At 52.7% G+C, this 24107-nt stretch carries 24 protein-coding genes; 7 read left to right on the top strand and 17 right to left on the bottom strand.

The window, feature by feature from the left end; genetic code table 11:
- Positions 1 to 159: 159 nt before the first annotated feature.
- The 9 genes from ACFFJP_RS06565 to ACFFJP_RS06525 form a co-directional block, all read right to left on the bottom strand.
- Positions 160 to 369, bottom strand: a complete 210-nt coding sequence (locus ACFFJP_RS06565; protein ID WP_208930820.1) for a cold-shock protein — start codon at positions 367 to 369, stop codon at positions 160 to 162.
- 456 nt (positions 370 to 825) lie between these two features.
- A complete protein-coding gene (locus tag ACFFJP_RS06560) occupies positions 826 to 2709 on the bottom strand; it encodes a DUF885 domain-containing protein (RefSeq protein WP_377241661.1) in 1884 nt (627 codons plus the stop codon).
- 133 nt (positions 2710 to 2842) lie between these two features.
- Positions 2843 to 3334 carry a GNAT family N-acetyltransferase gene (locus tag ACFFJP_RS06555; RefSeq protein WP_377241659.1) on the bottom strand — a complete coding sequence of 164 codons (492 nt, stop codon included), beginning with the start codon at positions 3332 to 3334 and terminating at the stop codon, positions 2843 to 2845.
- A gap of 156 nt (positions 3335 to 3490) precedes the next feature.
- Positions 3491 to 4285 carry a lysozyme inhibitor LprI family protein gene (locus ACFFJP_RS06550; RefSeq protein ID WP_377241657.1) on the bottom strand — a complete coding sequence of 265 codons (795 nt, stop codon included), beginning with the start codon at positions 4283 to 4285 and terminating at the stop codon, positions 3491 to 3493.
- An 18-nt stretch (positions 4286 to 4303) separates the two neighbouring features.
- On the bottom strand, positions 4304 to 4804 hold the full coding sequence (locus tag ACFFJP_RS06545; protein ID WP_377241655.1) for an LURP-one-related/scramblase family protein: 501 nt from the start codon (positions 4802 to 4804) through the stop codon (positions 4304 to 4306).
- 147 nt (positions 4805 to 4951) lie between these two features.
- A complete protein-coding gene (locus tag ACFFJP_RS06540; protein ID WP_377241652.1) occupies positions 4952 to 5530 on the bottom strand; it encodes an HD domain-containing protein in 579 nt (192 codons plus the stop codon).
- Positions 5531 to 5601: 71 nt separating this feature from the next.
- Positions 5602 to 6042, bottom strand: a complete 441-nt coding sequence (locus tag ACFFJP_RS06535; RefSeq protein WP_377241650.1) for a hypothetical protein — start codon at positions 6040 to 6042, stop codon at positions 5602 to 5604.
- A gap of 89 nt (positions 6043 to 6131) precedes the next feature.
- Entirely contained in the window at positions 6132 to 6623 is a 492-nt protein-coding gene (locus tag ACFFJP_RS06530) for a GNAT family N-acetyltransferase (protein WP_377241647.1), read from the bottom strand.
- 74 nt (positions 6624 to 6697) lie between these two features.
- Positions 6698 to 7084 (bottom strand): GFA family protein, encoded by a 387-nt coding sequence (locus tag ACFFJP_RS06525; protein ID WP_377241645.1) that lies wholly within the window; start codon positions 7082 to 7084, stop codon positions 6698 to 6700.
- 121 nt (positions 7085 to 7205) lie between these two features.
- Between ACFFJP_RS06525 and ACFFJP_RS06520 the strand changes: the two genes are divergently transcribed.
- Positions 7206 to 8453, top strand: coding sequence for an MDR family MFS transporter (locus ACFFJP_RS06520; RefSeq protein ID WP_377241643.1), 1248 nt, complete (start codon positions 7206 to 7208; stop codon positions 8451 to 8453).
- Between the two features lie 28 nt (positions 8454 to 8481).
- On the opposite strand, the gene ACFFJP_RS06515 is transcribed toward ACFFJP_RS06520, so the two are convergent.
- Positions 8482 to 9624 (bottom strand): alpha/beta fold hydrolase, encoded by a 1143-nt coding sequence (locus ACFFJP_RS06515; protein WP_377241641.1) that lies wholly within the window; start codon positions 9622 to 9624, stop codon positions 8482 to 8484.
- Positions 9625 to 9821: 197 nt separating this feature from the next.
- Here ACFFJP_RS06515 and ACFFJP_RS06510 point away from each other — a divergent pair, with 197 nt between their 5' ends.
- The gene (locus ACFFJP_RS06510) at positions 9822 to 11000 is read left to right on the top strand and encodes a helix-turn-helix domain-containing protein (RefSeq protein WP_377241639.1); all 1179 of its coding nucleotides are present in this window, start codon (positions 9822 to 9824) and stop codon (positions 10998 to 11000) included.
- A 16-nt stretch (positions 11001 to 11016) separates the two neighbouring features.
- Here ACFFJP_RS06510 and ACFFJP_RS06505 read toward each other — a convergent pair whose 3' ends face one another.
- The 4 genes from ACFFJP_RS06505 to ACFFJP_RS06490 form a co-directional block, all read right to left on the bottom strand.
- Positions 11017 to 11457 carry a cupin domain-containing protein gene (locus tag ACFFJP_RS06505; protein ID WP_377241637.1) on the bottom strand — a complete coding sequence of 147 codons (441 nt, stop codon included), beginning with the start codon at positions 11455 to 11457 and terminating at the stop codon, positions 11017 to 11019.
- A 28-nt stretch (positions 11458 to 11485) separates the two neighbouring features.
- The gene (locus tag ACFFJP_RS06500; RefSeq protein WP_377241635.1) at positions 11486 to 12238 is read right to left on the bottom strand and encodes an SDR family oxidoreductase; all 753 of its coding nucleotides are present in this window, start codon (positions 12236 to 12238) and stop codon (positions 11486 to 11488) included.
- A gap of 121 nt (positions 12239 to 12359) precedes the next feature.
- Positions 12360 to 13250, bottom strand: a complete 891-nt coding sequence (locus ACFFJP_RS06495; RefSeq protein ID WP_377241633.1) for a 3-keto-disaccharide hydrolase — start codon at positions 13248 to 13250, stop codon at positions 12360 to 12362.
- A 90-nt stretch (positions 13251 to 13340) separates the two neighbouring features.
- Positions 13341 to 13517, bottom strand: coding sequence for a hypothetical protein (locus ACFFJP_RS06490; RefSeq protein ID WP_377241631.1), 177 nt, complete (start codon positions 13515 to 13517; stop codon positions 13341 to 13343).
- A 158-nt stretch (positions 13518 to 13675) separates the two neighbouring features.
- Between ACFFJP_RS06490 and ACFFJP_RS06485 the strand changes: the two genes are divergently transcribed.
- Together ACFFJP_RS06485 and ACFFJP_RS06480 are read left to right on the top strand one after the other, a co-directional pair.
- Positions 13676 to 14419: a class I SAM-dependent DNA methyltransferase gene (locus tag ACFFJP_RS06485; RefSeq protein ID WP_377241629.1), complete on the top strand. Its 744-nt coding sequence runs from the start codon at positions 13676 to 13678 to the stop codon at positions 14417 to 14419.
- A gap of 172 nt (positions 14420 to 14591) precedes the next feature.
- On the top strand, positions 14592 to 16235 hold the full coding sequence (locus ACFFJP_RS06480) for a M28 family metallopeptidase (protein ID WP_377241626.1): 1644 nt from the start codon (positions 14592 to 14594) through the stop codon (positions 16233 to 16235).
- Between the two features lie 65 nt (positions 16236 to 16300).
- Here the strand turns inward: ACFFJP_RS06480 and ACFFJP_RS06475 are convergent, their stop codons facing one another.
- From ACFFJP_RS06475 to ACFFJP_RS06465, 3 genes are all read right to left on the bottom strand, one after another.
- Positions 16301 to 17269 carry a hypothetical protein gene (locus ACFFJP_RS06475; RefSeq protein ID WP_377241623.1) on the bottom strand — a complete coding sequence of 323 codons (969 nt, stop codon included), beginning with the start codon at positions 17267 to 17269 and terminating at the stop codon, positions 16301 to 16303.
- A 425-nt stretch (positions 17270 to 17694) separates the two neighbouring features.
- Positions 17695 to 19506 (bottom strand): S8 family serine peptidase, encoded by a 1812-nt coding sequence (locus ACFFJP_RS06470; RefSeq protein ID WP_377241621.1) that lies wholly within the window; start codon positions 19504 to 19506, stop codon positions 17695 to 17697.
- 266 nt (positions 19507 to 19772) lie between these two features.
- Positions 19773 to 20063 carry a helix-hairpin-helix domain-containing protein gene (locus ACFFJP_RS06465; RefSeq protein WP_377241619.1) on the bottom strand — a complete coding sequence of 97 codons (291 nt, stop codon included), beginning with the start codon at positions 20061 to 20063 and terminating at the stop codon, positions 19773 to 19775.
- Positions 20064 to 20328: 265 nt separating this feature from the next.
- On the opposite strand from ACFFJP_RS06465, the gene ACFFJP_RS06460 reads away from it, so the two are divergent.
- The 3 genes from ACFFJP_RS06460 (at position 20329) to ACFFJP_RS06450 (ending at position 24077) form a co-directional block, all read left to right on the top strand.
- Positions 20329 to 21930, top strand: a complete 1602-nt coding sequence (locus ACFFJP_RS06460) for an amidohydrolase family protein (protein WP_377241617.1) — start codon at positions 20329 to 20331, stop codon at positions 21928 to 21930.
- A 272-nt stretch (positions 21931 to 22202) separates the two neighbouring features.
- Entirely contained in the window at positions 22203 to 23093 is an 891-nt protein-coding gene (locus ACFFJP_RS06455; RefSeq protein WP_377241615.1) for a dioxygenase family protein, read from the top strand.
- Between the two features lie 138 nt (positions 23094 to 23231).
- Positions 23232 to 24077, top strand: a complete 846-nt coding sequence (locus tag ACFFJP_RS06450; protein WP_377241613.1) for an EamA family transporter — start codon at positions 23232 to 23234, stop codon at positions 24075 to 24077.
- The last annotated feature ends 30 nt before the right edge of the window (positions 24078 to 24107 follow it).

The raw sequence follows: 24107 nt of genomic DNA, 5'->3' as shown, positions 1-24107 counted from the left end.
AGCTGGTGTCGGCAAAAACAACAACGACGTGATGCATGGGTTACAGTGAGTACCAAACAAAAAGCATAAAAAAAAGGCAGCTGCAGTGCAGTTGCCTTTTTTTCGGTTGTTACCAGAACCTCAGATTTCTCTGCTGACTCCGGTCACTGTAATTACAAATTACAGAACAACGATTTTCTCAGCTTGTGGGCCTTTTTGACCTTGTGTCACAGTGAACTGTACACGTTGGCCTTCTTGCAGAGTTTTGAAACCTGTGCTGGCGATTTCGCTGAAGTGAGCGAAAACGTCTGGACCTGAAGCCTGTTCGATGAAGCCAAAACCTTTAGTTTCGTTGAACCATTTTACGGTGCCGGTAGTTGTATTAGACATGGTAATTACCTGTATTAATTAAATTTATTGTGCCTGGTGTCAGGCGATGGTGCTGAAAGAGATGTTTAAACTTATGGATACAGGAGGTACTAAAACAACAGTAACATTCGTTGTGGTGCATAAATATTGAACAGACTAACAAAGCAAGGCCATTGTATAGCCTTTGGCGATCCTGTCAAACTTATTTCGCTTAGTTATTAAAATAAAATTTTTTATAACGTTCATTTTGAAGAGTTGCCGTCACTCATCTTCGCCTATATCCCCAAAAAAACGAGCCTCCCCTCCGACAATAGCGCGCGTTCAGGCAGCCCGGTATACAAAGCGGCCATTGCCATCAATAAAAAAGGGCCACTGCTGGTGGCCCTCTGGATATCGCGTGGTTCACTTTATTGTTCACATAGCCGACCGCAAAACATCCTGTTTTTGCTGCCGGCTGTTCAACCTGATGTCGCCGGCTCAGCCTTTGGCTTTGACGCTGTCGACCCAGTTCTGTACGCGCTGTTCCAGCACTTTCAGTGGCAACGCACCACCACCGAGCACTGTGTCATGGAAACCACGAATGTCGAACTTCTCACCTAAGTCCGCTTTGGCTTTGGCGCGCAGTTCGAGGATCTTCAGCATGCCGATTTTGTATGATGTGGCCTGACCTGGCCATACCAGATAACGACGCACTTCGGATTTCACCGCGCCTTCGGCAACCGGTGAGTTCGCCAGGAAGTATTCAACAGCCTGTTGTTCAGTCCAGCCTTTAGCATGCATACCGGTATCGACCACCAAACGCACCGCACGCCACATCTCGGTGATCAGACGGCCAAAATCGTTGTACGGGTTCTTATACTGGCCCATTTCTTTGGCCAGAGTTTCGGTGTACAACGCCCAGCCTTCCTGATACGCAGTGAAACCAGCCTGGGTGCGGAATTTCGGCACGCCAGTCAGTTCCTGTGCAATCGAAATCTGCATATGGTGACCCGGGCTACCTTCGTGGTAAGCGATAGCTTCCATTTCATTTTTCGGCATCGCTTTCATGTCAGATAAATGCGCGTAATAAATGCCCGGACGTTTGCCATCGGCAGTCCCGGGGAAATAGTGCTGCGCCGCGCCCGGTTGTTCACGGAACGGTTCGACCCGTTTGATGATCAAAGGTGCTTTTGGCAGGATCCCGAAGTATTGCGGCAGCTTGGCTTCGATCTCGCGGATAAAAGCTTCCGAGTCTTTTAAATAAGCCTGACGACCTTCATCAGTGTCTTCATAAAAGAACTGCTTGTCGGTTTTAATGAATTTAAAGAAATCCTGCAGAGAGCCTTTAAAACCAACCTGATCTTTGATGGTGTTCATCTCTTTGGTCAGGCGCGCCACTTCGTCCAGACCAATCTGATGGATTTGGTCAGCGGTTAAATCCGTGGTGGTCGACTGCTTCAGTCGCAGATTGTAATACGCCACGCCATTTGGCTGCGTCGACACACCCGTTGGATTCACAACCGTTTTATCCAGTTCACTGGTCAGGAAAGTCGCCAGATTCTGGTACGCCGGCAGGAATTGGCTGGTCAGAGCATTTTTCGCATCCTCGGTCAGCTTTTGGGCCGTCGCATCATCAAGCTTGTCGGCTTTTTTCAGCGCTTCGATTTTGCCTTTAGCGTCGCTCCATAACGGTGATTCTTTATCTGATTCAGTAAACGGGGCACCCGTGACCAGATTATTGACCTGTTCAATCACGCCTTCATAAGCAAAACGTGGCGGTCGCACACCAGCGTCGGCATATTTTTTCGCCCGTTGCTGCAACTCAGCGATGGCTTTGGCAATGCCGCCGATCCGCGTGATATAGGCTTCCATGTCTTTGACTTCTTCGACTTTATGGAAGTTGATCATCACCTGCGGTAACAAGGCATGGATGCCCTGCATTTGGTTAAACACATACTGATTAACGCGAAACGGTACGGCGTCACGGACTTCTTCATATTGATAAATCCACAGATCGTACGAAGTTTTCGCTTCAGTATCGAGCTTGCTGTAATCGAAGTTCGCTTTCAGCTCTTCGACGGTGCCGGCATACCAGGCCAACATTTTGTCTTCGCCAGCTTCGGTCACATCGTCAATTTGATCGTTTTTATCTTTACGGCCCTGGAATGTCATCTGCAGTGGGCTCATCTGCAATTGTTCTTCGTACTTCTGTTCAAACCATTGATTGATCCGCTCAGACTCCGATTGCTGAACTGCTACCGTCTCTGCAGGTTTTGCCGCTTCGGCCTGTGCCGGTGTCGTGGTGCTGTTTTTGCTATCCGGTGCCGGATTACAGCCGGTCAGTACCGCAGCAATGGAAAAGGCTAATAAAGTATGTCGCACTGGAGTGTTCCTCTGTGTTGGGTCCGGATAGGCCGGTTCTCGTTGTAACTGCGCGTTGCCAGCAGCATGCTGGCGCTAAATTACGCTGAAATATTTGCAGCGTCGAAATGAAAATTGTAAACAGTGCTTTCAGCTAGCTCAGGGCTAAGGTCATAAAAACACTGTTTGGATCTTCGATATAATCAGCAAAAGGCGGGCATTCGACAAAACCAAAGGCCTGATACAAAGTGCGGGCAGGCTGAAAAAACGCCATGGAGCCGGTTTCCAGACTCACCCTCTGTAAACCACTTTGCTGTGCGGCAGCGAGCAGATGCGTCACTAATAACCGACCACAGCCCTGCCCTCGGAACGCCTCGGCGACCCGGGTGGATTTAATTTCGCCATGTTTTTCGCCATAGCAGGCATCCAGCTGCTTTAACGCGATACATCCGGCCAACGTGGCAGGTGCAGTGGTGTCGGCTTGATGCCAGAGCGTCCAGAAGCGGATATCGGCTTGGCGCAATGCCGTCAAATCCAGAGCGTGGACACTTTCCGGTGGCGAGGTCGCTTGCATATCCGCCAGATGCGCGGTCAGTAAGGCGGCGATTTCTGGGCCTTGTAAATCGTCAAGACGAATAACAAACATGGCAGGTCCTACAAAATTCACGGATGAGTCCAATGGGCTGTTTATATCAGCCGGCTGGGCCGACGCTCCGCCTGGCAGCGACCAGTAACGCCATTGTTGCGACGAAATGCAGTAGAACGTCTGTAAAACACCAGACGTGGTGGGTGGTCGTTCCGGTTATTGCGCTGAGCGACAAGTTAAGATTGGTGCTTCATAGCCCCACTGCAGACGGACACCGTCTTGTTGCGGCCACAAGGTCTCATTCCGTCCAACGTAGTCAGTGCCATTTGCCTGTAGAAACATCAGGCTGACGCTGTCGCCCCGTTCAGCGATCAGGGTGGCTGGTTGGGTAGCAAAATAACTCAGTACTAATTCATCGGCTGGCGAGACACCGCACTGATAATGCAACGGGCCGCGCATCGACACTAACCGATAGCGCGCCTGTAATTCGGCAATGCGGCGTTGATAAGCGTCTTGCATACACGCGACTTCATTCGCATCTTTCCAGCAGTCATTGCGGCCTTTGATCCAGCCGCGTTGTTCTGCTTTTAACAGCGAAGGACGTTCATGGGCAGCCAGTACAGCCGATTTGGCAAATACCTGATGTAGCTGCTGGTCGAGTTGACTCAATCCGGCGTTCTGACAAATCAGCGCTTCAGCACTATGGGCCGGCACATGTTTGCAATCAAAAGCTGGCCCGCGGTGTTGGACTGCCAATTGCTCGGTGCCCCAGTCACACCAGTCTGTAGTGCCAGGCTGATGATGACCACCAAGGCGTCTGGTCAGCGCCTCGGCCCACTCTGCCGACCCAAGATCCGGGCCGTGGCCGGCGCTATCGGTGACGGCAAGCTTGGCTTCAGTCGCGTCGACCCAGCCGGGGCCGCAGAGTTCGGTTTCAGTGCTGGTAGCTGCCTCAACCGTACAGGCAACAACACAGGCAACTAGCAGAGGGAAATTTCGCAAATTGGCCATCGCATTCTCCCAGGTAAATCAGTCGTCGCTTAAAACCGAATTAGTCCCGGCATGCTGGATCCGGTCGATCACTATCACTGTGCCCAGCAGCTGGATGGCGACGTCGGGCCGGTAGATCTCCACGCCATAACTGTCGGACCAGCTGAACCAGGCTTTGGACACCCGCGCCAGTAATTGATCGCCTTGTGTGATGCGGTACTCGCGCTGCCACAGATTGCCGTCAATCGCTAAAGTGCCTTGTGGCGTTTGTACCGAAAATGCCGCGCGCCAGAACGGCCAGAATTTCTTGCGCACCAGCCATTCGTCACCCGAAGGTGCAACAAGGCGACAAGCCGGCAAGATGGTCAGATATTTACGTTTGATTTTTAGTACTTCGCGTTCAGCACGGTCATACATGGTCTGGCTGCTGGAAATACTGAAGAATTTGCCTTTGACGGTAAAAGCGAGCCTGCCATCCTCATCATCTATATCAAAACTGTCGGTGAGGCTCAGGATCTTCTGTTCGATGCGATATTTCATGCTATGTCCTTATATCCTGCGACGCTGATGCTGGCTGGCTATTGATGATCCATAGATGATCAATTGGCCTGACGCTAAGCGGCGCTTCCACGAAAACGACTATAGGTCAAAATGGCAGGCAATGAAAAGCCTCTATTTTGTAATGCCTTAAACACCAAACCAACCGGCCTGTTCCGCTTGCGCCAGTTTGCCACTGAGATAGTGCCATAAGGCCGGACAGCCTTGGCTGATTGGCGCTTCGATGCGATCGACCACCCTTGCATAGCTGATACCGTTTTCGCGCCAGCTCTGACCATTGTTGGCCAGATTCAACAACACCGGCATCGCACGATCACAAGCATGGGCAAATTGCGCCTCGATAGTCGCGCCGGCTTCAAATTCGTGCCATAACGCCAACAGCTCTGCCGCCTGGCCGGCCGGTAACAAGCCAAAGATCCGCTGCACTGCTGCTAATTCTTCCGCTTTTAATGCTGTCCAATCAGCATTGGCGTAAACAATAGTATCGCCGGTATCGATTTCACCGATGTCATGCACCAGCAGTAGTTTGATCACCTGATGGATATCGGTTTCTGCTGGCGCATAAGGCGCTAAAGACCAGGCCAGCATGGCAATTTGCCAGCTGTGTTCGGCGGAGTTTTCATAGCGATCGCTATGCAGGGTTTTGGTTTTACGGGTAACGGTTTTGAGCTTATCGAGCTCAAGGATAAAATCGATAACAGACTGCATAAAGGCTCCGGTCGCAGCAAAAACCGGAGCATAGCAAAATCACGGATCGGTGTCCGCCCAGCCGACCGCAGCTAACTGGCTGATTGGCCGGTTTTCAGCCAGCCCCTTTGTCCGGCCGTTCGCGCCAGATACAACAAAGCCACAGCAATCAATAACACCAGGCTTTGTAAGATGATCACGGTCTGGTCTATTAAAGCGCGGGCAGCCGGATCCAGCGCAAAACTAATGTCCTGCAGCACGACTCCGAGCAAAGACACCAACAGCAGCGGTGTTGCCAGCGGCAAGCGCAATAACAACAGCACAGTGCCGAGCGTGCCACCAAGCACGGCCGCCGCAGTTGCCAGCACCGACCACAAAGGCCGGCTTTGATATGCTTCTTGCATCGCTGCCGGCATCGCGGCGATCTGTTCCGGCGTCATCGTGACATCCGTCCAGAATGCAAACAGCCCCATTAAATTCCATAACAACGCCAGTACCACGACCGGATAAAACCATTTTGCGATTGCTGTCATCGCGTCATCTCCTTTATTTGTAACAGGATCAACAGTGTGGTCTGCAGATCCGTCAGTGACAACCCAGGTGGGACTTGCGGTCAGACTCGTCAGGGCTGGGTGTCCCCTGCAAAGCGAGACCTTAAAATCAGCCGCATCGGTACATCCGTGATCCCCATCCGCTCGCGCGGGCCCTGTTCGGCGACAAAACCAAGATGTTGATACATGGGCTCGGCATATAATGACGCATTGACGGTAAACTCATCCGGTTCGTCACGCGCTGCACATTGTGCCAGCGCATGTTGCCAAAGTTTTCGTGCCAGCCCCTGTCCTTGTGCGCGCTCAGCTACAAACAGATGATACAGGTGATTACTGCCTTTGATGGCCACAACCCCAAGCAGCCCCTGTGCGTCCTCCGCCAGCCAATACCGATAATCGCCATGCAGATAACCGAGGATCGCCTGCGGTTGCATCGAACCCAGCAATAACGCCGTCCCCTCAGCCGAACAATCCGGTGCAATAAATTTCTCAATCAGCGGCAATAACAAAGCACTGATGGCTTGATGATCTGAAGCAGTCGCGACACGAATTTGATAAGACAATGGTTCTTCCTTGGCTCTGATTAAACGTATTTTCCACATTAATAATGGACGTTGCCGAAGCTGGCTAGTCAGCGTCAACAAGGACACCAACTGCTTCTGCTTTCTGTGCAGATATGCGGGATATCAGTGATTTCAAACGCAGTGTCGAGCGTTGCGACGGTCAGCGCCACATAACCATCAGGTTCTGTAGTATCCCGCCATTCCAGCGTAGAGCCGCAATGACGGCAGAAACCACGCGTCACGGTGGCCGAAGATTGATAACGTGTGACTGCACCGCTGCCTTGTATATATTGCAATTCAGTCGCTGGCAGACTCAGATAAGTTGCAAAGGCAGCACCATGTTGTTTCTGACACATGTGGCAATGACAATGCGAGACGCGCCGGGGCTCGCCGAGCAGTTGATACACCACAGCGCCGCATAAACAACTGCCCTGATACATGTCATGTCCTTTAATGGTCACCGCGCTTCAAGCCAGTCATGTCACGTTTGGAAACAAAGCTTTTCTGAAACAGCAGCGTTGTGCGCTGGTTTGGCTGCTGCTTTTTCGGCATGCTGGTAGGCTTCAATATGCAGGAGGCAAAATGTCAGCGCAAGTGTTGTCGTGGCAGCGGGTAAAACAGCTGCCAGCGCCGGTTTGGTTAATGTTGTGGGGCAATTTTTTTGTCCGCGGCAGCTATTTTATGGTCTGGCCTTTTCTGGCTGTCATTTTGTATCAGCGTTATGACCTCAGTGCGACCGAAACCGGTTTCTGGCTGACCTCGGCAGCTTTACTGGCTGTGGTCGCTGGCTTTTATGCCGGCCATTTATCCGACCGCTTTGGCCGTAAACCGCTGATGCTGGCCGGCGCGCTGACCGGCGTGCTGGCATTTTCTGCGCTGGCGCTGGCCGACACTTTACCGCTGATGCTGTGCTGTATTTTCCTCGCCACCTTACCGCGCGCGTTGTGGGATGCCCCCAGTAAAGCCTGGCTCGGTGATTTATTACCCGACAGCAAAGACCGCGAGCTAGCCCTGCAGGGTCTGTATTTTATGGTCAATGCCGGCGCTGCCTGTGGGCCGGTGCTGGGGTTATGGGCGGGCCTGAGTGGCAATCCGCATGGCTTTTTCATCACTGCGGCGTCATATGGCGCTTTGGGTTTGGGGTTGATGTGGTTATATCGTCCGGGCAAACTTGACAGCAGCACCGCGAACAGCCGGCCATCGCACACGCTGAACTTCGCCGCTATCCTGCAACTGCTGCGGCAAGACCAGCTGTTTGCCGTGATTATCCTCGCCAATATTCTGATTAACTTTATCTACGCCCATGCCGATTCGAGCCTGATCCAATACCTGACGCGGGCTGATTTTCCGGATCTGGTGACGCTGATCTCCAGTCTGGTGATGGTCAATTCGCTGATTATTGTTACCTGCCAGTTTCCGTTGTTACGTTTGCTGGGTCATTGGCCTGTGATCAAACGCATTCATCTTGGCGTGGTGTTATTGGGACTGTCGCAGATTTGGTTTGCGCTCAATCCGGTGGACTGGTTCTGGGGCTGGTTGGGAGCGATGGCCGTCCTCAGCATTGGTGAGGCCATTCTGTTTGCAAATATGAATGTACATCTGGACCAGCTGGCGCATCCGGCGCTGCGTGGCAGCTATTTCGGTGCCGCCAGCCTGTATGCCATCGGCTATAGCTTGTCGCCGTTGATCGGTGGCCTTATCCTCGACGCGCTCGGCGGGCCTGCCCTGTTCGCCATCAGTGCCGGTCTCTGTGCGCTGGTGCTGGGCTGTTACGCCACAGCCCCCCGACTGCGCCGGCCAGATTTCTCTGCGTTGAAGTTGCCGGGCTGAAGTTGCTAGCAACTAGCGGCAACCAGCGCTATTTACCGACCAACTGTGCACGAATGCGCTGCAGCAGCTGCCACTCGGCGGTAATGCTGGCAGCGTTCGGGCCGTGTCCGGCTTTGGACACCATGATCAGTTCTTTATGCGGCGCCTGAATGGCATTGACATAAGCAGCAGTGACTGCCGGAACTGTGACGAGGTCGGCCTCGCCCTGAATAAAATACACCGGCAGTTTCAGCACTGTGGCATCCCGTTGCAGCTCAATATCGTGGTACATACCGCTTGTGGTCTGGCCGGTTGCTGGGTCAAAACCCATAAACTGTAAAAATGAGTACTCTTCCGCCGCTTCATATGCTGGAGCATGTTTTTCCAGTTCAAAAGCAGGCGCAGCTTGCCACCAGTGGGCCGGCGCCGGCGTGGCCATTTTCGCTTCATACTGACGGCTCAAACGACGCAGAATACCGTTTGGTTTGGCATATGGTGGTGGCCCCAGTTTGCTAAGCTGCGCCAATGCGACCTGATCCTGCGCTGCGGTGGCTAATTTCAGCACCGCCTGATAGCTGGCCAGGCTGTTTTGCGGCCCACTGACCAGTTGCGAGCTACCGACATAAGCGGCGAACCACTCTGGTTGTTGTTGCACCATTTTAATGCCAAGTGCCGAGCCCCAGGAACTGCCCATCAGGATCAGCGGCCGATTACCCAGGATTTGTTGCAGATACTGCACCAGCGCTAAGCCATCCTGCGTCATTTGTGCCAGTGTCAGCCGCTCTCCAGCCGCCGGTTGATTGCGCAGCCAGGTTTTGCCACTGGCACGCTGGTCCCATTGCACCAACGTAAACTGCTGTTCCCAGCCGGCGTAAATCGCATCGGCAAAAGGGCTGATCGGATTTGCTGGCCCACCGTGTAAAAACAGGATCACCGGTAAAGTACAATCGCTGCTGTTCAGACTGATCCACTGGTCAATACCGCCGATCCGGACATAACCTTGCTGGCGCAGCGGTACCGCCGCTGCACATTGCGTGGCGCGTGAACCGCCAAATAGCAGCTGATTATCTGCGGACGCTGCTGCAGCAGCTGGAGCGTTGGCTGCAAGCGCTGGCGCGCAAAGCCAGCTCAGTAGCAGAACCGGCATGGCCAGCAGCCAGCTGCGAGAATGTTGTTGTTTTGTGTTGTCCATGCGAAATCCTCATCTGTTTATCTGCGCTCAGATTAAGTTGTTGCTGCGCTTCCGGCGTCCTGAAACGCGTTTAAGGACTTTAAATTCGCCTGTTGCCGCCTGGTTAGGCGAGTTACACTGCGGCTTGATCGCAGGTGCCACAGATCTGTGGGCGTAACACTGGTTTTTGCGGGTTTGATACTGCAGATGGTTTTCTGATGAATGAATTAGTCATGCTACACAGCGCTATCGCGTTGTTGTGTCTGCTGCTTGGGCTGCATTTTTTGCTCAGCCCGCAAGGCCGGCCCTGGCCGCTGCGTTTAGCCGGCGCCACTTATTTGCTGTATGGCGGCCAAAGCCTGTTATTCGTTTTGGCACTGCAACAGATCCAGTTATTCCCTGCACAGGCGATGTTGCGGCCGGTCGGCGCCATGTTGCTGGCACCGTTGTTCTGGTGTTTTTTTCAGGTGTTGCAGCGGTCCGATGCTGGGCTGCGCCGCCGCGATCTTTGGCATTTAATCCCGGCCGTGCTGACGTTGTATCTGCTGCTACGCGGCTCCGCCTTTCTGGATTATCTCGACCTGTTTTTACTGCTGAGTTATGCCGGTTATCTGTTGGCCGTGGGGGTGACAGTGTCGCGGGATCCGGCGCGACTGGCTTCGCTCGGTGACGCAGCACCGGTAGCGCGGCGCTATTTGCAACTACAGGGCGCTTTGCTTGGCACTAACCTGCTGGTGGAAGCCATGCTTTATCTCGAGCTGCAACAAGGCGGCACTGTGGCCGCTTCAAGCCTGTTGCTGCCGGCGGCGGCGCTGTTTTTGCTATTGCATCTGCTGACATTGTTATTCGCGTTGCAGCGCAGCCCATTGCTGGAATGGCTGTATCAACGCAGTCAGCAACAACCGCAGATGCAACGTCAAGAGGCGCCAAGCCTGAGCGCGCGCGCTCCTGTCGATACCGTGGTACCACTTCCTGACGAAGCCCTGGCACCAATTCCCGACGAAACTCTGGCACCACTTCCTGACGGAAGTGTGGCCGCCGATGAAAAATTGCTGGTGGTATATCAGCGCTGGCTAGAGCTGCTGGAGCAACAACAGCTTTATCAGCTTGAATTCGGCATTACGCTCGCGCAGGCCGCACGTAAACTGCAGGTACCAGCGCGGCAATTATCGCAGGCTGTCAATCAATGTTATGGCGCCAGTTTTTCCGTATTGTTAAACGACAAACGCATCTGCAAGGCCAAACAGTTGTTGCTACAGAACCCACCACTCGCGGTCACAGATGTGATGTATCATGCCGGCTTTGCTACCAAATCGAATTTCCATAAAGAGTTTGTCCGCGTCACCGGCAAAACACCGGGCGCTTACCGGGCAAGCGCTGCTATGCCGCCAGATTAGTTCTGCTCAGCACTGCTCAGTGCTTTGCCTTGGGTTCCGCCTGGATTTTCTGCGAAAGCGGCTGGCCTATACTGCCGGCGTAAAACACCACCAGTTTCACCGCTTCAGTACCGACATTGCGGCCATTGTGTGCCGTGTTCACCACCTCGGCCAGCGCGTCGCCGGCTTTCAGCCGCTTTTTCCGACCGTCTTTGAGAGAAACTTCAAGCTCACCCTGTACCACCATGCCAAAAGAAGGCACCGGATGCAGATGCCAGCCGGTTTCGCCGCCAGGCGCTATCTCGATCAGCATGCCGGTCACTTCGGCGTCCCCCGCCGGATATTGCAGCGGCTGTCCGTCCCAGCTGGTTTGGGTTTTTAGCACTGTGCTGACTTTCACCGCCTTGGTTTGCTCAATCGCCTGAACCGGCAACAGCAGCGCTAAACCAACCAGCAATAAAATCCAAGTTTGTCGCATGTTTTTGCTCCTCAAAAAGTTCTGCATGTTAAACGCCACCACAGACATCAATAAAGCTGCCAGTGGTAAAACTGGCGGCGCCTGAGGCCAGCCAGGCAATTGCCTCTGCGACCTCAATGGCTTCGCCGCCGCGTCCAAGTGGAATGCGGCTTTTCAGCCGGTCGACCCGACCTGGTTCGCCGCCTGCGGCGTGCATATCGGTATAGATAAAACCAGGCCGGACGGCATTCACCCGGATCCCCTGTGCCGCCACTTCCAGCGCGAGGCCACGGGTCAGCGTATCAACCGCGCCTTTGGAGGCGGCATAATCAATATATTCATGCGGTGAACCACTTTTAGCCGCGGCCGACGAGACATTGACTATAGCGCCGCCCTGGCCACCCAAATCTGTGCGCATCCGTTGCACTGCTTGCTGGCAGCACAAAAAAGTACCGATCACATTGGTTTGTAAAATCGCGGCAAAGCGGGCTGCGCTGATCCCGCTGATTGAGCTTTGAGGTTGTAAGATGCCGGCGTTATTGACCAACACCGACAAAGGCCCGAGTTCAGTATCCAGCCGCTGAAACATCGCCAGCACTTGCGCTTCGTTGCCAATATCGGCTTGCAACAAGATGCAACGACAGCCGCCGGCACGAAGCTCAGTGGCAAGCGCCTCAGCTGCGCCATGGTCCTGCTGATAATTAAGCCCCAGCGCATAACCTTGCTGCGCAAAAAGCCGTGCGGTGGCAGCACCGATGCCCCGACTGGCACCGGTAATAAGCGCAATGGCAGATGAAGACATGCAAACTCCGACTCAGCAACACTGAACTTTATACTCAGCGTGCCGGCCGGATTGTGCAACATTTATCTGATCTGCAGCTAGCTGGTCTGAGATCCGGCCGCTGCCAAAGCCAGACTGCGGCTCAGAAATAGCCTGCGTACTGCGCTGGCAGCTGGGCAAGCGGCTGCAGCCGGATGTTTTTGTAGAACACTTCGGCCGCTTCACTTTGTAGCTGAATTTTACCTTCCCACATTGGCATATCACGGCCATCCTGCTGATAACGCGAGTTTTTCAGCACCATTACCACTTGGCCGTTCACAATATGGAGGCTCTGGCCTTCAAAACAAATCAGTTCCACTGTGTTCCATTGGTTGTCCGGTTTCTCCGCATTCAGTTGCCGCATGACAAAACCCGGCCCGCCGCTGGCGCGGCCTGCAGCTAAAAACGGCTGAGTGATATCTGCCACCGCATTCATCTCGCCCTCGGGCTGAAAAGCGCGAATATCAATTGCCGAATTGGCTTGCTGCCAATAATCGCCGGTATGGCCCTGCATGATTTGAAATTCCTGCGACAACATCCAGGAGCGGAAGTACTCTTGCCCGTGGGGCCCGTTGGCATGATACAAAATGCCGCTGTCTTTGAGCTTTTGCAGACGAGGTGGCCATTTTTTCTCGCCCCAGCGGTATTGCAGTGTCAGGTGATAATTGCGAAAGCTCTGTTTACTGGTTAAAGCACCGTAAATCTCGCCGCTGACACGCAGCACTGTTTCACCACCCTGTTGCTGCAGAGTGAACACGGCATGCGGGTCCAGCCCTGGAAACAGTCCAAGCGGTGCCAGCGGTTTACCTGCCGCATCAGTCGGTTGACTGCCATTGTATTGCTCCTGATGCCGGTAACTGAGGTAAGTCTCCCACTGACTTAATGTCGGGTCCAGCAGGGATAACTGCGGGCTGGCAGCTAGGGGTAATGCCACAAAGGCCGTGACAAGGCTGGTAACAAACAGCAAGCCGCTGAGGCGAAGTTTCAATTTCATCTGACGTTCCTTATTTGTCGGTTTGCCAGATAGTGGCCTGCCTGCAGCGCCTTTGTAAAGCGCTTACATTTATGGAATTCGCAGCAATAGTTACGAATTACAGCAGTCGGCTTTTGGCGCTGTGGCACGCCACAAAGCGGCCATGGCGATGATGCCAATCACCGGCAACAAAAGCAGCGCATAAAAATCCGGCGCACCGGTCAGCACGGCAGCGCCAACGGCTAAAGCCCATAACAGCAGTTGCGTCAGGATCAGTTTGATTCTCATTCTGGACTCCTCTAAATAATGTGGTCAGTAATCATGACAACCGCAATCGGCAGTTTTTCCACAAAACCGGCCATTACACCAGCGCGTGCGACAGGTCGCCGCAGACGGTAATTTATGCTATCTTGCGCGCCGTTTTTACTGCGCTGACCGGACCTGCCATGACTGCCACTGCCCTCTACACCGATTTGTCCGGTTATTATGATTTGATGTGCGCGGACATCAATTATCAGGCGCAAAGCGACACCGTGCATCGCATCGATCAGTTTTTTGGCAATGGTGGCAAACGGCACCTCGATTTAGCCTGTGGCACCGGCCCGCATATCCGTTTTTTGCTGGACCTCGGTTATCAAAGCGCCGGGCTCGACCTCAATCAGCCGATGCTGGAACTGGCACAGCAACGCTGCCCTGAAGCTGATTTTTCTTGCCAGAATATGTGTGAATTCCAGCTCAGCCAACCGGTAGATTTGATCACCTGCTTTTTATACTCGCTGCATTACAGCCAGACCATCGCAGGCCTCACCGCTTGTATCCGTCAAGCCCATCTGGCGCTCAATCCCGGCGGTGTGTTTTGTTTTAACGCAGTGGATAAAAGCCAAATCGACAATGCTTCCGTGGTGTCGCATCAGGCACAACACGCTAATAGCAAGTTTATATTCACGTCCGGCTGGTTTTATCCGGGCCAGGGTGAACTACAACAGCTGCGCCTTCGCATCGAAAAAACTGAAAATGACCAGACCGAAGTTTGGCAAGACGCCCATCCGATGGTGGCGGTCACTTTTGCGGAATTACAACAACTACTGGCGCCTTACTTCGACGTGCAGATCCTGCAACATGACTACGACAAACTGGTCGCCTGGGACGGCAGCGCCGGCAATGCGCTCTTTGTCTGCGTCAAGCACTAGCATCGTTACGACATCAACTGCTCTGTCGGACTGCTCTGTTGGTCAGATCTGTCCATTAATCTGGGCCCTTAATCGAAAAACACAGCATCAGTGAACCTGCCATGGCAGAATGCAGACTTCCTGATATTCATGGTCGCTGTAAACAATAGCGCCCCCTGCTGTGAGTGTTGTTATGTTCAAATCCAATTCCTTGCTACGCCTTGGTGTCGGTCTGCTGCTCAGTCAGAGCGCGCTGGCTGAGAGCCCGGCGCCCCTGCCACAAACTGAATTCAATCCAGCCTTTGGCCGCTATTTTGCCGAAGTGGCCTCCGACGAGCTGCAAGGCCGCGCGCCGGCCACCGTTGGCGAAGAGCGCACTGTTGCTTATATCGAACAACAGTTTCAGCGTCTTGGCCTAAAACCCTTCGGCAAAGAGAGCTACCGTCAGGCCGTGCCCGTGGTACAAATCGACCCGGTGGCAGTCTCTGCACTCACTTTGCAAGGCGGCAAGTTACCCGCCAGTTTCGCCTATAAAACTCAAATGATGGCCTGGTCGACGCGGATGCAACCGCAGGTTGAAGTGAAAAACAGCGAACTGGTGTTTGTCGGCTACGGCATTGTTGCGCCGGAATATGGCTGGAACGACTATAAAAATGTCGACGTCAAAGGCAAAACCGTGGTGATGTTTGTCAACGATCCGGGCTTTGCCACCGGCGATGCCAAACTCTTCACCGGCAAAGCCATGACCTATTACGGCCGCTGGACTTACAAGTTTGAAGAGGCAGCGCGTCAGGGCGCGGCGATGGCGCTGATTGTGCACGAAACCGATGCCGCCGCTTATGGCTGGAATGTGGTGTCCGGCACCAGCCCAATCCGCTTTGAGCTGGCCGACAAAAACAAAAACCAGCATAAAGCGGCCGTCGAAGGCTGGCTGACCACTGACAGCGCCGAACAGCTGTTCGCCGCCTCAGGCCAGAGCATTCAGAGCCTGCGTAAAAAAGCGCTGGCGAAAGATTTTCAGGCGATAGCACTGGGCGGTACCGCCTCCATCAGCATCAAAAACCAACTGCGCGAAATCGATTCAAGCAACGTCATTGGTTATATTCCCGGCAAGACAAAACCCGATGAAGCCGTGCTGTACATGGCGCACTGGGACCACTTTGGTCTCGATTTCAGCCGCAAAGACGACAAGATTTTTAATGGCGCCCAAGATAACGCCGGTGGTATCGCCGGGTTAATTGCACTGGCCGAGCATTATCAAAAACAGCCGCAGCCGGAACGTTCCGTGGTGTTTATTGCGGTGACAGCCGAAGAGCGCGGCATGTTAGGTTCACGCTGGTACGCCGCTAACCCGTTATTTCCACTGAATAAAACGGTCGCCGGTATCAATATGGACGTGATGAACGTGTATGGACCGATGCGTGACGTGCAGGTGTTTGGTTATGGTGCGTCCGAGCTGGAGCCGCTGCTCGACAAATATGCCAAGGCTCAAGGTCGTTATATCGCGCCGGAACCAACACCGGAAGATGGATTTTATTACCGTTCAGACCATTTCCAGCTGGCGCGCTATGGCGTGCCGATGTTGTATGCCCGTGGTGGTGTCGACAGCGTCCAGCATGGCAAAGATTGGGGCCTGGCACAACGGCGCGATTACACGGCGAATTATTACCACAAGGTCAATGATGAATTCAGCCCAGCATGGGATTTACGCGGTTCGCAGCAGGATCTGTGGCTGTTTTATTTAGTCGGGCAAGAACTCGCTAATTCAGCGCTCTGGCCAAACTGGTATGAAGGTAAGGAATTTAAAGCAGCACGGGATCTATCGTTGCAAAAGTAACGATAAGTTCGCTGTATCACAAATAAAAAAACCAGCTGATGCTGGTTTTTTTATGCAATCCGAACTTATGCCTGCTGACGACGACGGTGCAAACCTAACAACAGTAGACCAAGGCCTGCCAGAGTTAATGGCGCAGACACTGGTACATCAACCGGTGGCGGTGGTGGTGTATCAGACACCGGATCACGACCCCAAATCGACACATGTGACAAACCGGCACCACCGCTGGCATTCAGCAATGTGCCTGCCATATTCCACACCCCTTTAAACAGATAGTTCTCGTCATTGGTGCCAAGGACCGGTGGTAAGTTTAAAGCCGAAATATTGAAGTTGTACAAAGCAAACATATTGCCCGACTTAAACACAACCGTAACCTGATCGAAATATTTGTCAGTACCCAGCATATCGAGTAACTGCTGTGGATTATTAACTGGTGGTTTGTAAGTCCATTCACCGCTGACAACGCTACCACCAGTACAGGCAACTGACCCACCGTTTTTGTCTTTACAGTTGGTCAGACTGACTAAATCTGCCGCATAGTTATAAGTGCCAAAACCGTCTTTTGAACTGGAAGAAGGTGCAAAGTTACCAGCGGTATACTTGCCGAAGAAGATCCAACCCGGATCGATATTACCCAGACCCTGCAAGTTTTGCAGATCAGCATTTGAAATGAACGCACCAGGTTGGCCAGGCCAGTATTCTGATTCCTGATTGAGCCATCCTACATTGTCGTAACCCAAGTTATTTCCCAGCGCGCTTACATCATCATTGCCGGAAAAGGCACCATAGCAGGCGGTAGCATCTATCGCTGGCACGCTCTGTGCTGCTGAGCCGTCTTGTTTTTGAATACTGGTGATCTGAATATCTGCAACATTACAAGATGGAGGTGTGACCTGGTTGCCACCGCCGCCGCCGTTACCACCATTACCACCGTTGCCATTGCCGTTGCCCATTGGCGTCGCGTGGGTAAATTGTGAACATAAAAGCGCGGCTGTTAACATCGCGGCCGAGGTTAGTTTGCGTGCTGCTGTCATTTGGTTTTACCTTATTTTGGTTTGACTGTTTTAGTAATTCATAATGTATGCCAATCACGCAAAGCGTCATCCGGTCTGGGTTTAGTGTTATCGCCAGTTAGGGTATGTAAAGAAAGCTGTCACAAGATTGTCGTACTTTCCGGCAGCGAATATGTTCTTTCGTACCCAAAACATCGTATTTCACTGAATTCTATGGGAAAAATTATTATCACAATTAAGAAACAATGCCGCATTTACCAACCGATTTGCTTACATTTGCCACATTTAAGTGCAGCCACTGTGGAGCATAAAAAGGCGTCAGGAACGCTTTTTAACCATGCTCAGCATTAGCCCCATAGCTGAGCACCAGCAATGGCGCACCATAAAAAAGGCCTGCGACTTAGAGCAGGCCTTTTGCATCAAGAACAATGGTCCTATTCAGAACGTTACTTCGTAAAGGTCACTGATTTCTCAACCGAGCACGCCGTGGCGCTGGCCGCATTACAGACTTTATAACTGAAGGTACCTTTCACCGTTGGGCTGTCACGATGCGAGCCATCGTTTGCAGTGGTGATAATCTTCACGCCATTGCGGTAGATATCGACATTTGTTGTGGTCGCATTGGCCCAGCTCAGGTTGGCGTAACGGGTTTTGCCTTGCATCTGAGCAGTCGCTGTCAGCGTGATGGCTGTTGTGCCGCCACCGCCACAACCATTTTGCAGCAGGTAGTCGTTGGCCGCTTTCGCTTGGGCAATACCATAACCGAAGTAAACATCTTTACCGGCCGTACCTGAATCTTTCGCAGTTGCTTTTAACGCAGTACGGATCTGCGCACCGCTACAGGTCGGATGGTTCGACCAAACCAGCGCCGCAATCCCTGACACTGCAGGTGTTGCCATTGAAGTACCGCTCATCAGGCCATAATCGCTGCCACCGATAGTGATGGTTGCACTGGTCGACGCTAATAATTGCGCCCGGTCTTCAAACGCAGCGCCAACGGCCGGAATTGACGTGGTATTGGCTGTGCCCTCACCCAATGTCGCGTACAGCATGCCCGCAACGTTATTGATGATCACTGCGCCGACACCACCGGACAATTGGCAATTCTTCACTTTGTCGTGGAATGAAATCACGCCACGGTCAATCAGACAGACTTTTCCGGCAGCTGCGGCATTGGTGGTCTCAGCTGTGCCCATAAAGAATGTTGCCGCATTGGCAGTGCCTACGTTTTCCATCGAAGAAGACGCAAATGGCCCAAGGTTTGTGCTCAGCGCCGCCGTTGTTGCCATACCCGCCGGGTAAGTCGACAGCGTATCTACACCACCAGCGGTAATTTCCACGCAAGTGTTTTCATCTGTTTTGCCGTTTAACGTACAGCTTGGGAATTGCGAGAAACTGGCAATGGCATTGTTGTTGTCGTTGGCGCCTACCATCATGACTGAAGGATAACCGGCAGGGTAAGAACGAACGTTGTTACCGTCATTACCGGCCGCAGCGACAACCAGACCACCGGCATTAACAAAATTCTGGAAGGCATTGGATTCAGTGGTGTTTGAACCGCCACCGCCTAAGCTCATGCTGATAATTTTTGCACCGGCAGCACTACATTTTTGTGCAGCAAAGGCCAGATCCGAAGAGTAGCCCCAGCCTTCGGCGTTAAAGACTTTGATAATGTGCATCTTGACGCCAGGTGCCATACCAACAACACCCACGCCATTATTCGCTGCGCCGATTGTGCCCGCGACGTGCGTGCCATGTGGGCCGCCATTGACATCCCAGTTGCCGGTGCCGCTGTCGTTATCGCCGGTGATCGAGCCCCAGTCGAAATCGACGTTAGAACGGTCCAGACCTGAGTCGATCACACAAACTTTTGGAGCTGTAGCCGGGTTGAAACTGACCAGATTCGCTTGTGACTGAAACACGGCATAAGGCGTGACTTGTTGCTGCATCGGGTTACCGGCCGTGTCGTTAAACAGTGCCATCGGCTTACGCAACTCATCTTTTTCTACCAATGAAATATGCGGATTGTTAAAGATGCCTTTGAGTTCTTCAAAACTCTTACCTGGCACTTCGACAGCAATAAAACCATCAGCATCCACTTTGACTTCACCGCCGGCTTGACGGGTAATGGCAGTGATGATGCCTTTGTTCAGATTGTCGACCTGGAGGATGACACGTTCGGCTTGAGCAGTTGTAGAGAAAGTCAGAGTCGATGCCACAGCAATAGCGAGCGGCGCTATTTTGATCAGTTTTTGCATAATAAAATGTTCCTGCATTTGGATGTTGTTCACTGACATTTATCGTAGTAATTTGTTGGTTCGTCGCAGTCAGTTTGCTTAAGAACTTACTAAACCATGGCAGAAACGGTTTCAGCTCGCAAGCATAAATTTCACATTTGTAATTATTTGTATCGAAGCGAAAGCACCAAACTAGTGCAGTTTTTTATACAGCGCTGAGAGATGAAACAGTGGGGATTCTGCAAAAATAGATGATGGTTCAATAAGATAAGAGAAACGACAGGCTGTCAGTCCGCTTCAAGTAAAGCGCGCCGCTGCGCTGAATAAGCCCACCAGACTTTCGGTGCATCGCCGGCCAAAAAATGCTCGACCGATAACAGCACGTCCAGCACACAGGGGTCATGTTGCACGCCAGTGGTGGCGCATAACTGCTGATACAAATGTAAAGCAGAAACACCAACCAACTGCTGCGGATCTTGATAGCCAAGCAACTGATAATCCTTCGCTCCAGCCGGGCCGATATTCGGCAGATCAGTCAGCTTTTTCAGTTGGTTACGGTCGACTTTATCTGGATGCATCTCATTAACCTGTGGTGCTGTGTTCCTGCGATTATAGACACAAGCCTAAGCGGCTGACTGCCCCCTGTTATCGCAGCAAACAGCCTATTGATCGGATCTGCTTGCATGGACAGATCCCAGTTGCCACACTGGCCTGAACGCAGATTTTATGTACAGGATGTACGGTATGCCGCAAATGCATGGAGCAATTTGTGGCTATGCGATAAAAACAAAGAAAAACAACAAGGATTAGCAAAAGCTGATCCACACAATCCCGGGAACCGCCATGCAGATCCAATCACCGCTGCAACGTTTGTTGCGCACCGCAGTTATTTTCTCACTCAGTATCGTCGCTGTTGCCGTCAGTGCCGCCAGCACTGAACGTACACCATCCGCCCCTGCCGCCGATCAAGGGGAAGGCCCCTATACCCGACTGATTTTACGCGGCGGCACTTATATCAGTGGTGAAGGCGCACCGCCGGTAGGCCCTGTCGATATCGTTATAGAAAATGACCGCATCAGCGAAATCACCGCCGTCGGCAATCCGGGTGTACCGGTGCTGCCGGAGGGCCGGCCAAAAGCCAAAGCCGGTGATAAAGAAATGGACGTCAGCGGCATGTATATTCTGCCCGGTTTTATCGATATGCACGGTCATATCGGTGGCTCCGCCAAAGGCACGCCGGCCGAATACGTGTTTAAGTTATGGCTGGCGCACGGCATCACCACAGTGCGCGAACCGGGCAGCTTTAATGGCCTTGACTGGACGCTGAAACATGCCAAAGCATCGAATGAACATAAAATTGTTGCCCCACGCATTGTGCCTTATGTCGGTTTTGGTCAGGGTTTAAGCAAGCCGGTGTTCAGCCCGCAACAGGCGCGGGAATGGGTGCAAAACATTAAAAAAGCCGGGGCGGCCGGCATTAAATTTTTTGGTGCCACGCCAGCGATTATGGCCGCTGCGCTGGATGAAGCGAAAAAGCAGCAACTTGGCACCATGATGCATCATGCCCAGCTGAACGTGATGCGGATGAATGCGCTCGACAGCGCCCGCCTTGGCCTGACGTCGATGGAACATTGGTACGGTTTACCCGAAGCGCTGTTCACTAACCAAGTGGTGCAGAACTACAAAGCTGATTACAACTATCAGAACGAACAGGACCGCTTTGGCGAAGCCGGTAAACTCTGGCAACAAGCCGCAGCGCCGGGCTCAGACAAGTGGAACGCGGTTCGGGACGAACTGATTAGCCTCAATTTCACCATCAACCCGACGCTGACCATTTATGAAGCCACCCGCAATGCCGAAGCACAGCGCAATGCGCCCTGGCACGCCGATTACACCATGCCGGTGCTGAGCGAGTTTTTTAAGCCAAACCGCTACGCGCATGGCTCTTTCTGGTTTAACTGGACCACAGATCAGGAGATCGCCTGGCGTGAAAACTACCGCATCTGGATGCAGTTTTTAAACGACTACAAAAACCATGGCGGTCGTGTCACTGCCGGTTCTGACGCCGGTTACATCTACAAAATCTACGGTTTTGCTTACATTCAGGAACTGGAATTGCTGCGCGAAGCCGGTTTTAATCCGCTGGAAGTGATTCAGGCGGCGACGCTGAACGGCGCGATGGCGCTGGGTTTAGAAAAAGACCTCGGTAGTCTGGTGCCGGGTAAAAAAGCCGACATGGTGATCGTTGCGGAAAACCCGTTAGCCAACTTCAAAGTGTTGTACGGTAACGGTCATTATCAACTCAATGATCAGAACCAACCTGAGCGCACCAAAGGCGTGCGTTACACCATTAAAGACGGTGTGGTGTACGACGCGCAGCAGCTGCTCAGCGATGTACGTAAAATGGTCAGCAGTGCAAAAACGGCCCCGCCAAAGCAGCCTTAATCTTCATCGAGTTAGGGGCAATAACAACGCATGGATTGCCCCTGCTGTCTGGAAGTGTCAGGAATTGCGTTAAGATCTGCTAATACGGATTTTCTCTGTATCGTTTTAGAAGCATAAAAATTCGCAGCACACTCGCATAAACAATTGATATTTAACACTTTAAATACTGCAGCCTCAGTCCCTTCTTTGAGAGCGGGTAAAGTATTGTTCAGATTGAAACCTCTGCTGACAAATGTGTTCGGAATCGTCAGATAACACGCAGGAGTCACAGCATGTCCGTAAAAAGAATCACGACCTATTCCACAGCAGCGCAAAGCCGTCGTAGTTTTATCAAACAGATGGGTTTCGCCCTCGCAGCCGCCCCACTGGTGAGCATTGTCGCTTGTGGCGGTGGGAGCTCTGAAAGCTCCACCAGCACCACAGAGACCACTGGAGGCAGCACTGGTGGTAGTACTGGCGGCAGTACCGGAAGTTCAGGCACCTGGGCGACCGGCGGCACCGCCGCGCTGACGGCGAATTTCCCAGCCGACAGCCTGTTTGATCTGGGCACCAGCTGCAGTCTGGCACTGACCAAAGCATTGACTGAAGGGCCTTGCTATTTCACCGTGGACAATCGCGATGATATTTCCGAGAGTCAGGTCGGCTTACCGATGCAGTTGTGTCTGCGTGTGGTCGACAGCAACTGTAAGCCGCTATCTGGCCTTGAAGTCGAAGTCTGGCATTGCGATATTGCCGGGATCTATTCCGGCGATACCAGCGGTAGCAGTGACAGTACGGGTTTTAGTTCGTCCTTTTGTACCGGCAATAATGCCAATGCCCTGAAAGCGAAATGGTATCGCGGCACTCAGGTCACCGACAGCAACGGCCGGGTCAACTTCAAAACGTGTTTTCCGGGCTGGTATTCCAGCCGTACCATTCACATTCACTTTCGGGTGCGCAACAACAACAATGATCAGGTCGTGTCGCAATTTTGCTTTACCGACACTCTGACGCAGGAAATTTGTACCACCCACGCCAATTACAGTGGCCGCGGCATTCAGGACACCACCCTCGCCAGTGGTCGTGATACCGTGTTTGGCAGCAGTGCAACCGATTTTATCTTCAGCACGCAGCAAAACAGTGACGGCTCGCTGCTGGCATGGAAAACCATCCGACTGAGTTAACGCAGCAATCTCGTGCGCACGGCGATGCTTTGCTTGCCGTGCCGACAAAGCCGTCACACGCCGTACTTTCCCCTCTATTTGCGCCACTGCGGCACAACCGTTATGCTGCGCCGGTTTGTCAATCTGCGGAGATGCGGGATGCAGTTACTCTGGCTGGTCACAGCGATCTGGGCCTTTAGTTTTTCCTTAATCGGTGAATTTCTTGCCGCGACGGTCGACCCATATTTAGCCGTCAGCAGCCGGATGTTACTGGCGCTGTTGCTATTTAGTCCGTTTCTATTCAAATACCGCACCGCCAGCACTCAGGCACTGCAGCTCGCGGGCATTGGCGCCGTACAGCTTGGCCTGATGTATCTGCTGCTTTATCACAGTTTTTTGTATCTGAGTGTCGCCGAAGTGTTGTTATTCACCATTCTGACGCCGGTATATATCTCAGTGCTGGATTATTACTGGCGCTATAAAAAACTGCATTGGCGCTGGTTGGGCCCGGCGCTACTCGCCGTTGCTGGCGCGCTGGTGATGCGGTATCAGCAGTTGAGCACTGATTTTTGGTTCGGGTTATTACTGATTCAGGGCGCCAATTTGTGTTTTGCCTTTGGCCAGGTCGCCTACCGGCGGTTGGCGTTAGGTTCAGTCGGGACACAAAAACACCAGTTCGGCTGGTTTTTTGTCGGCGCGACTGTCGTCAGTCTCACTGCCACCGCACTCTTCGCCAACTGGCAGCGCGTGCCGGAGACAAAGCTGGAATATGGCATTTTGCTGTGGCTCGGTCTGGTCGCTTCCGGCCTTGGGTACTGGCTGTGGAACGCCGGTGCAAGACAAGTCAGCGCCAATCAGCTTGCGGTGATGAATAACGTACTGATCCCGGCCGGGCTGCTGGTGAATTTTGCCTTCTGGCAACATGCAGTCAATTGGTGGACTTTGGCTGCTGGTTCAGTGCTGATTTTATTGAGTTTGGTTTGGGCTATGCGCCAGCGTGACTGAAGTCTGTTTGCGATACAGCAAAACAATGTG

This window comes from Rheinheimera tilapiae (genome assembly GCF_042432165.1).
Lineage (GTDB): Bacteria > Pseudomonadota > Gammaproteobacteria > Enterobacterales > Alteromonadaceae > Pararheinheimera > Pararheinheimera tilapiae.
Note: the sequence above shows the minus strand (reverse complement) of the source record. Positions and strands in the feature narration are given on the sequence as shown.

Excerpts from the sequence above, each read along its gene's own strand:
- ACFFJP_RS06565 (WP_208930820.1), bottom strand. The coding sequence starts at position 369 with ATGTCTAATACAACTACCGGCACCGTAAAATGGTTCAACGAAACTAAA.
- ACFFJP_RS06555 (WP_377241659.1), bottom strand. The coding sequence starts at position 3,334 with ATGTTTGTTATTCGTCTTGACGATTTACAAGGCCCAGAAATCGCCGCC.
- ACFFJP_RS06550 (WP_377241657.1), bottom strand. The coding sequence starts at position 4,285 with ATGGCCAATTTGCGAAATTTCCCTCTGCTAGTTGCCTGTGTTGTTGCC.
- ACFFJP_RS06545 (WP_377241655.1), bottom strand. The coding sequence starts at position 4,804 with ATGAAATATCGCATCGAACAGAAGATCCTGAGCCTCACCGACAGTTTT.
- ACFFJP_RS06540 (WP_377241652.1), bottom strand. The coding sequence starts at position 5,530 with ATGCAGTCTGTTATCGATTTTATCCTTGAGCTCGATAAGCTCAAAACC.
- ACFFJP_RS06535 (WP_377241650.1), bottom strand. The coding sequence starts at position 6,042 with ATGACAGCAATCGCAAAATGGTTTTATCCGGTCGTGGTACTGGCGTTG.
- ACFFJP_RS06520 (WP_377241643.1), top strand. The coding sequence starts at position 7,206 with ATGTCAGCGCAAGTGTTGTCGTGGCAGCGGGTAAAACAGCTGCCAGCG.
- ACFFJP_RS06515 (WP_377241641.1), bottom strand. The coding sequence starts at position 9,624 with ATGGACAACACAAAACAACAACATTCTCGCAGCTGGCTGCTGGCCATG.
- ACFFJP_RS06510 (WP_377241639.1), top strand. The coding sequence starts at position 9,822 with ATGAATGAATTAGTCATGCTACACAGCGCTATCGCGTTGTTGTGTCTG.
- ACFFJP_RS06505 (WP_377241637.1), bottom strand. The coding sequence starts at position 11,457 with ATGCGACAAACTTGGATTTTATTGCTGGTTGGTTTAGCGCTGCTGTTG.
- ACFFJP_RS06500 (WP_377241635.1), bottom strand. The coding sequence starts at position 12,238 with ATGTCTTCATCTGCCATTGCGCTTATTACCGGTGCCAGTCGGGGCATC.
- ACFFJP_RS06495 (WP_377241633.1), bottom strand. The coding sequence starts at position 13,250 with ATGAAATTGAAACTTCGCCTCAGCGGCTTGCTGTTTGTTACCAGCCTT.
- ACFFJP_RS06490 (WP_377241631.1), bottom strand. The coding sequence starts at position 13,517 with ATGAGAATCAAACTGATCCTGACGCAACTGCTGTTATGGGCTTTAGCC.
- ACFFJP_RS06485 (WP_377241629.1), top strand. The coding sequence starts at position 13,676 with ATGACTGCCACTGCCCTCTACACCGATTTGTCCGGTTATTATGATTTG.
- ACFFJP_RS06480 (WP_377241626.1), top strand. The coding sequence starts at position 14,592 with ATGTTCAAATCCAATTCCTTGCTACGCCTTGGTGTCGGTCTGCTGCTC.
- ACFFJP_RS06475 (WP_377241623.1), bottom strand. The coding sequence starts at position 17,269 with ATGACAGCAGCACGCAAACTAACCTCGGCCGCGATGTTAACAGCCGCG.
- ACFFJP_RS06470 (WP_377241621.1), bottom strand. The coding sequence starts at position 19,506 with ATGCAAAAACTGATCAAAATAGCGCCGCTCGCTATTGCTGTGGCATCG.
- ACFFJP_RS06465 (WP_377241619.1), bottom strand. The coding sequence starts at position 20,063 with ATGCATCCAGATAAAGTCGACCGTAACCAACTGAAAAAGCTGACTGAT.
- ACFFJP_RS06460 (WP_377241617.1), top strand. The coding sequence starts at position 20,329 with ATGCAGATCCAATCACCGCTGCAACGTTTGTTGCGCACCGCAGTTATT.
- ACFFJP_RS06455 (WP_377241615.1), top strand. The coding sequence starts at position 22,203 with ATGTCCGTAAAAAGAATCACGACCTATTCCACAGCAGCGCAAAGCCGT.
- ACFFJP_RS06450 (WP_377241613.1), top strand. The coding sequence starts at position 23,232 with ATGCAGTTACTCTGGCTGGTCACAGCGATCTGGGCCTTTAGTTTTTCC.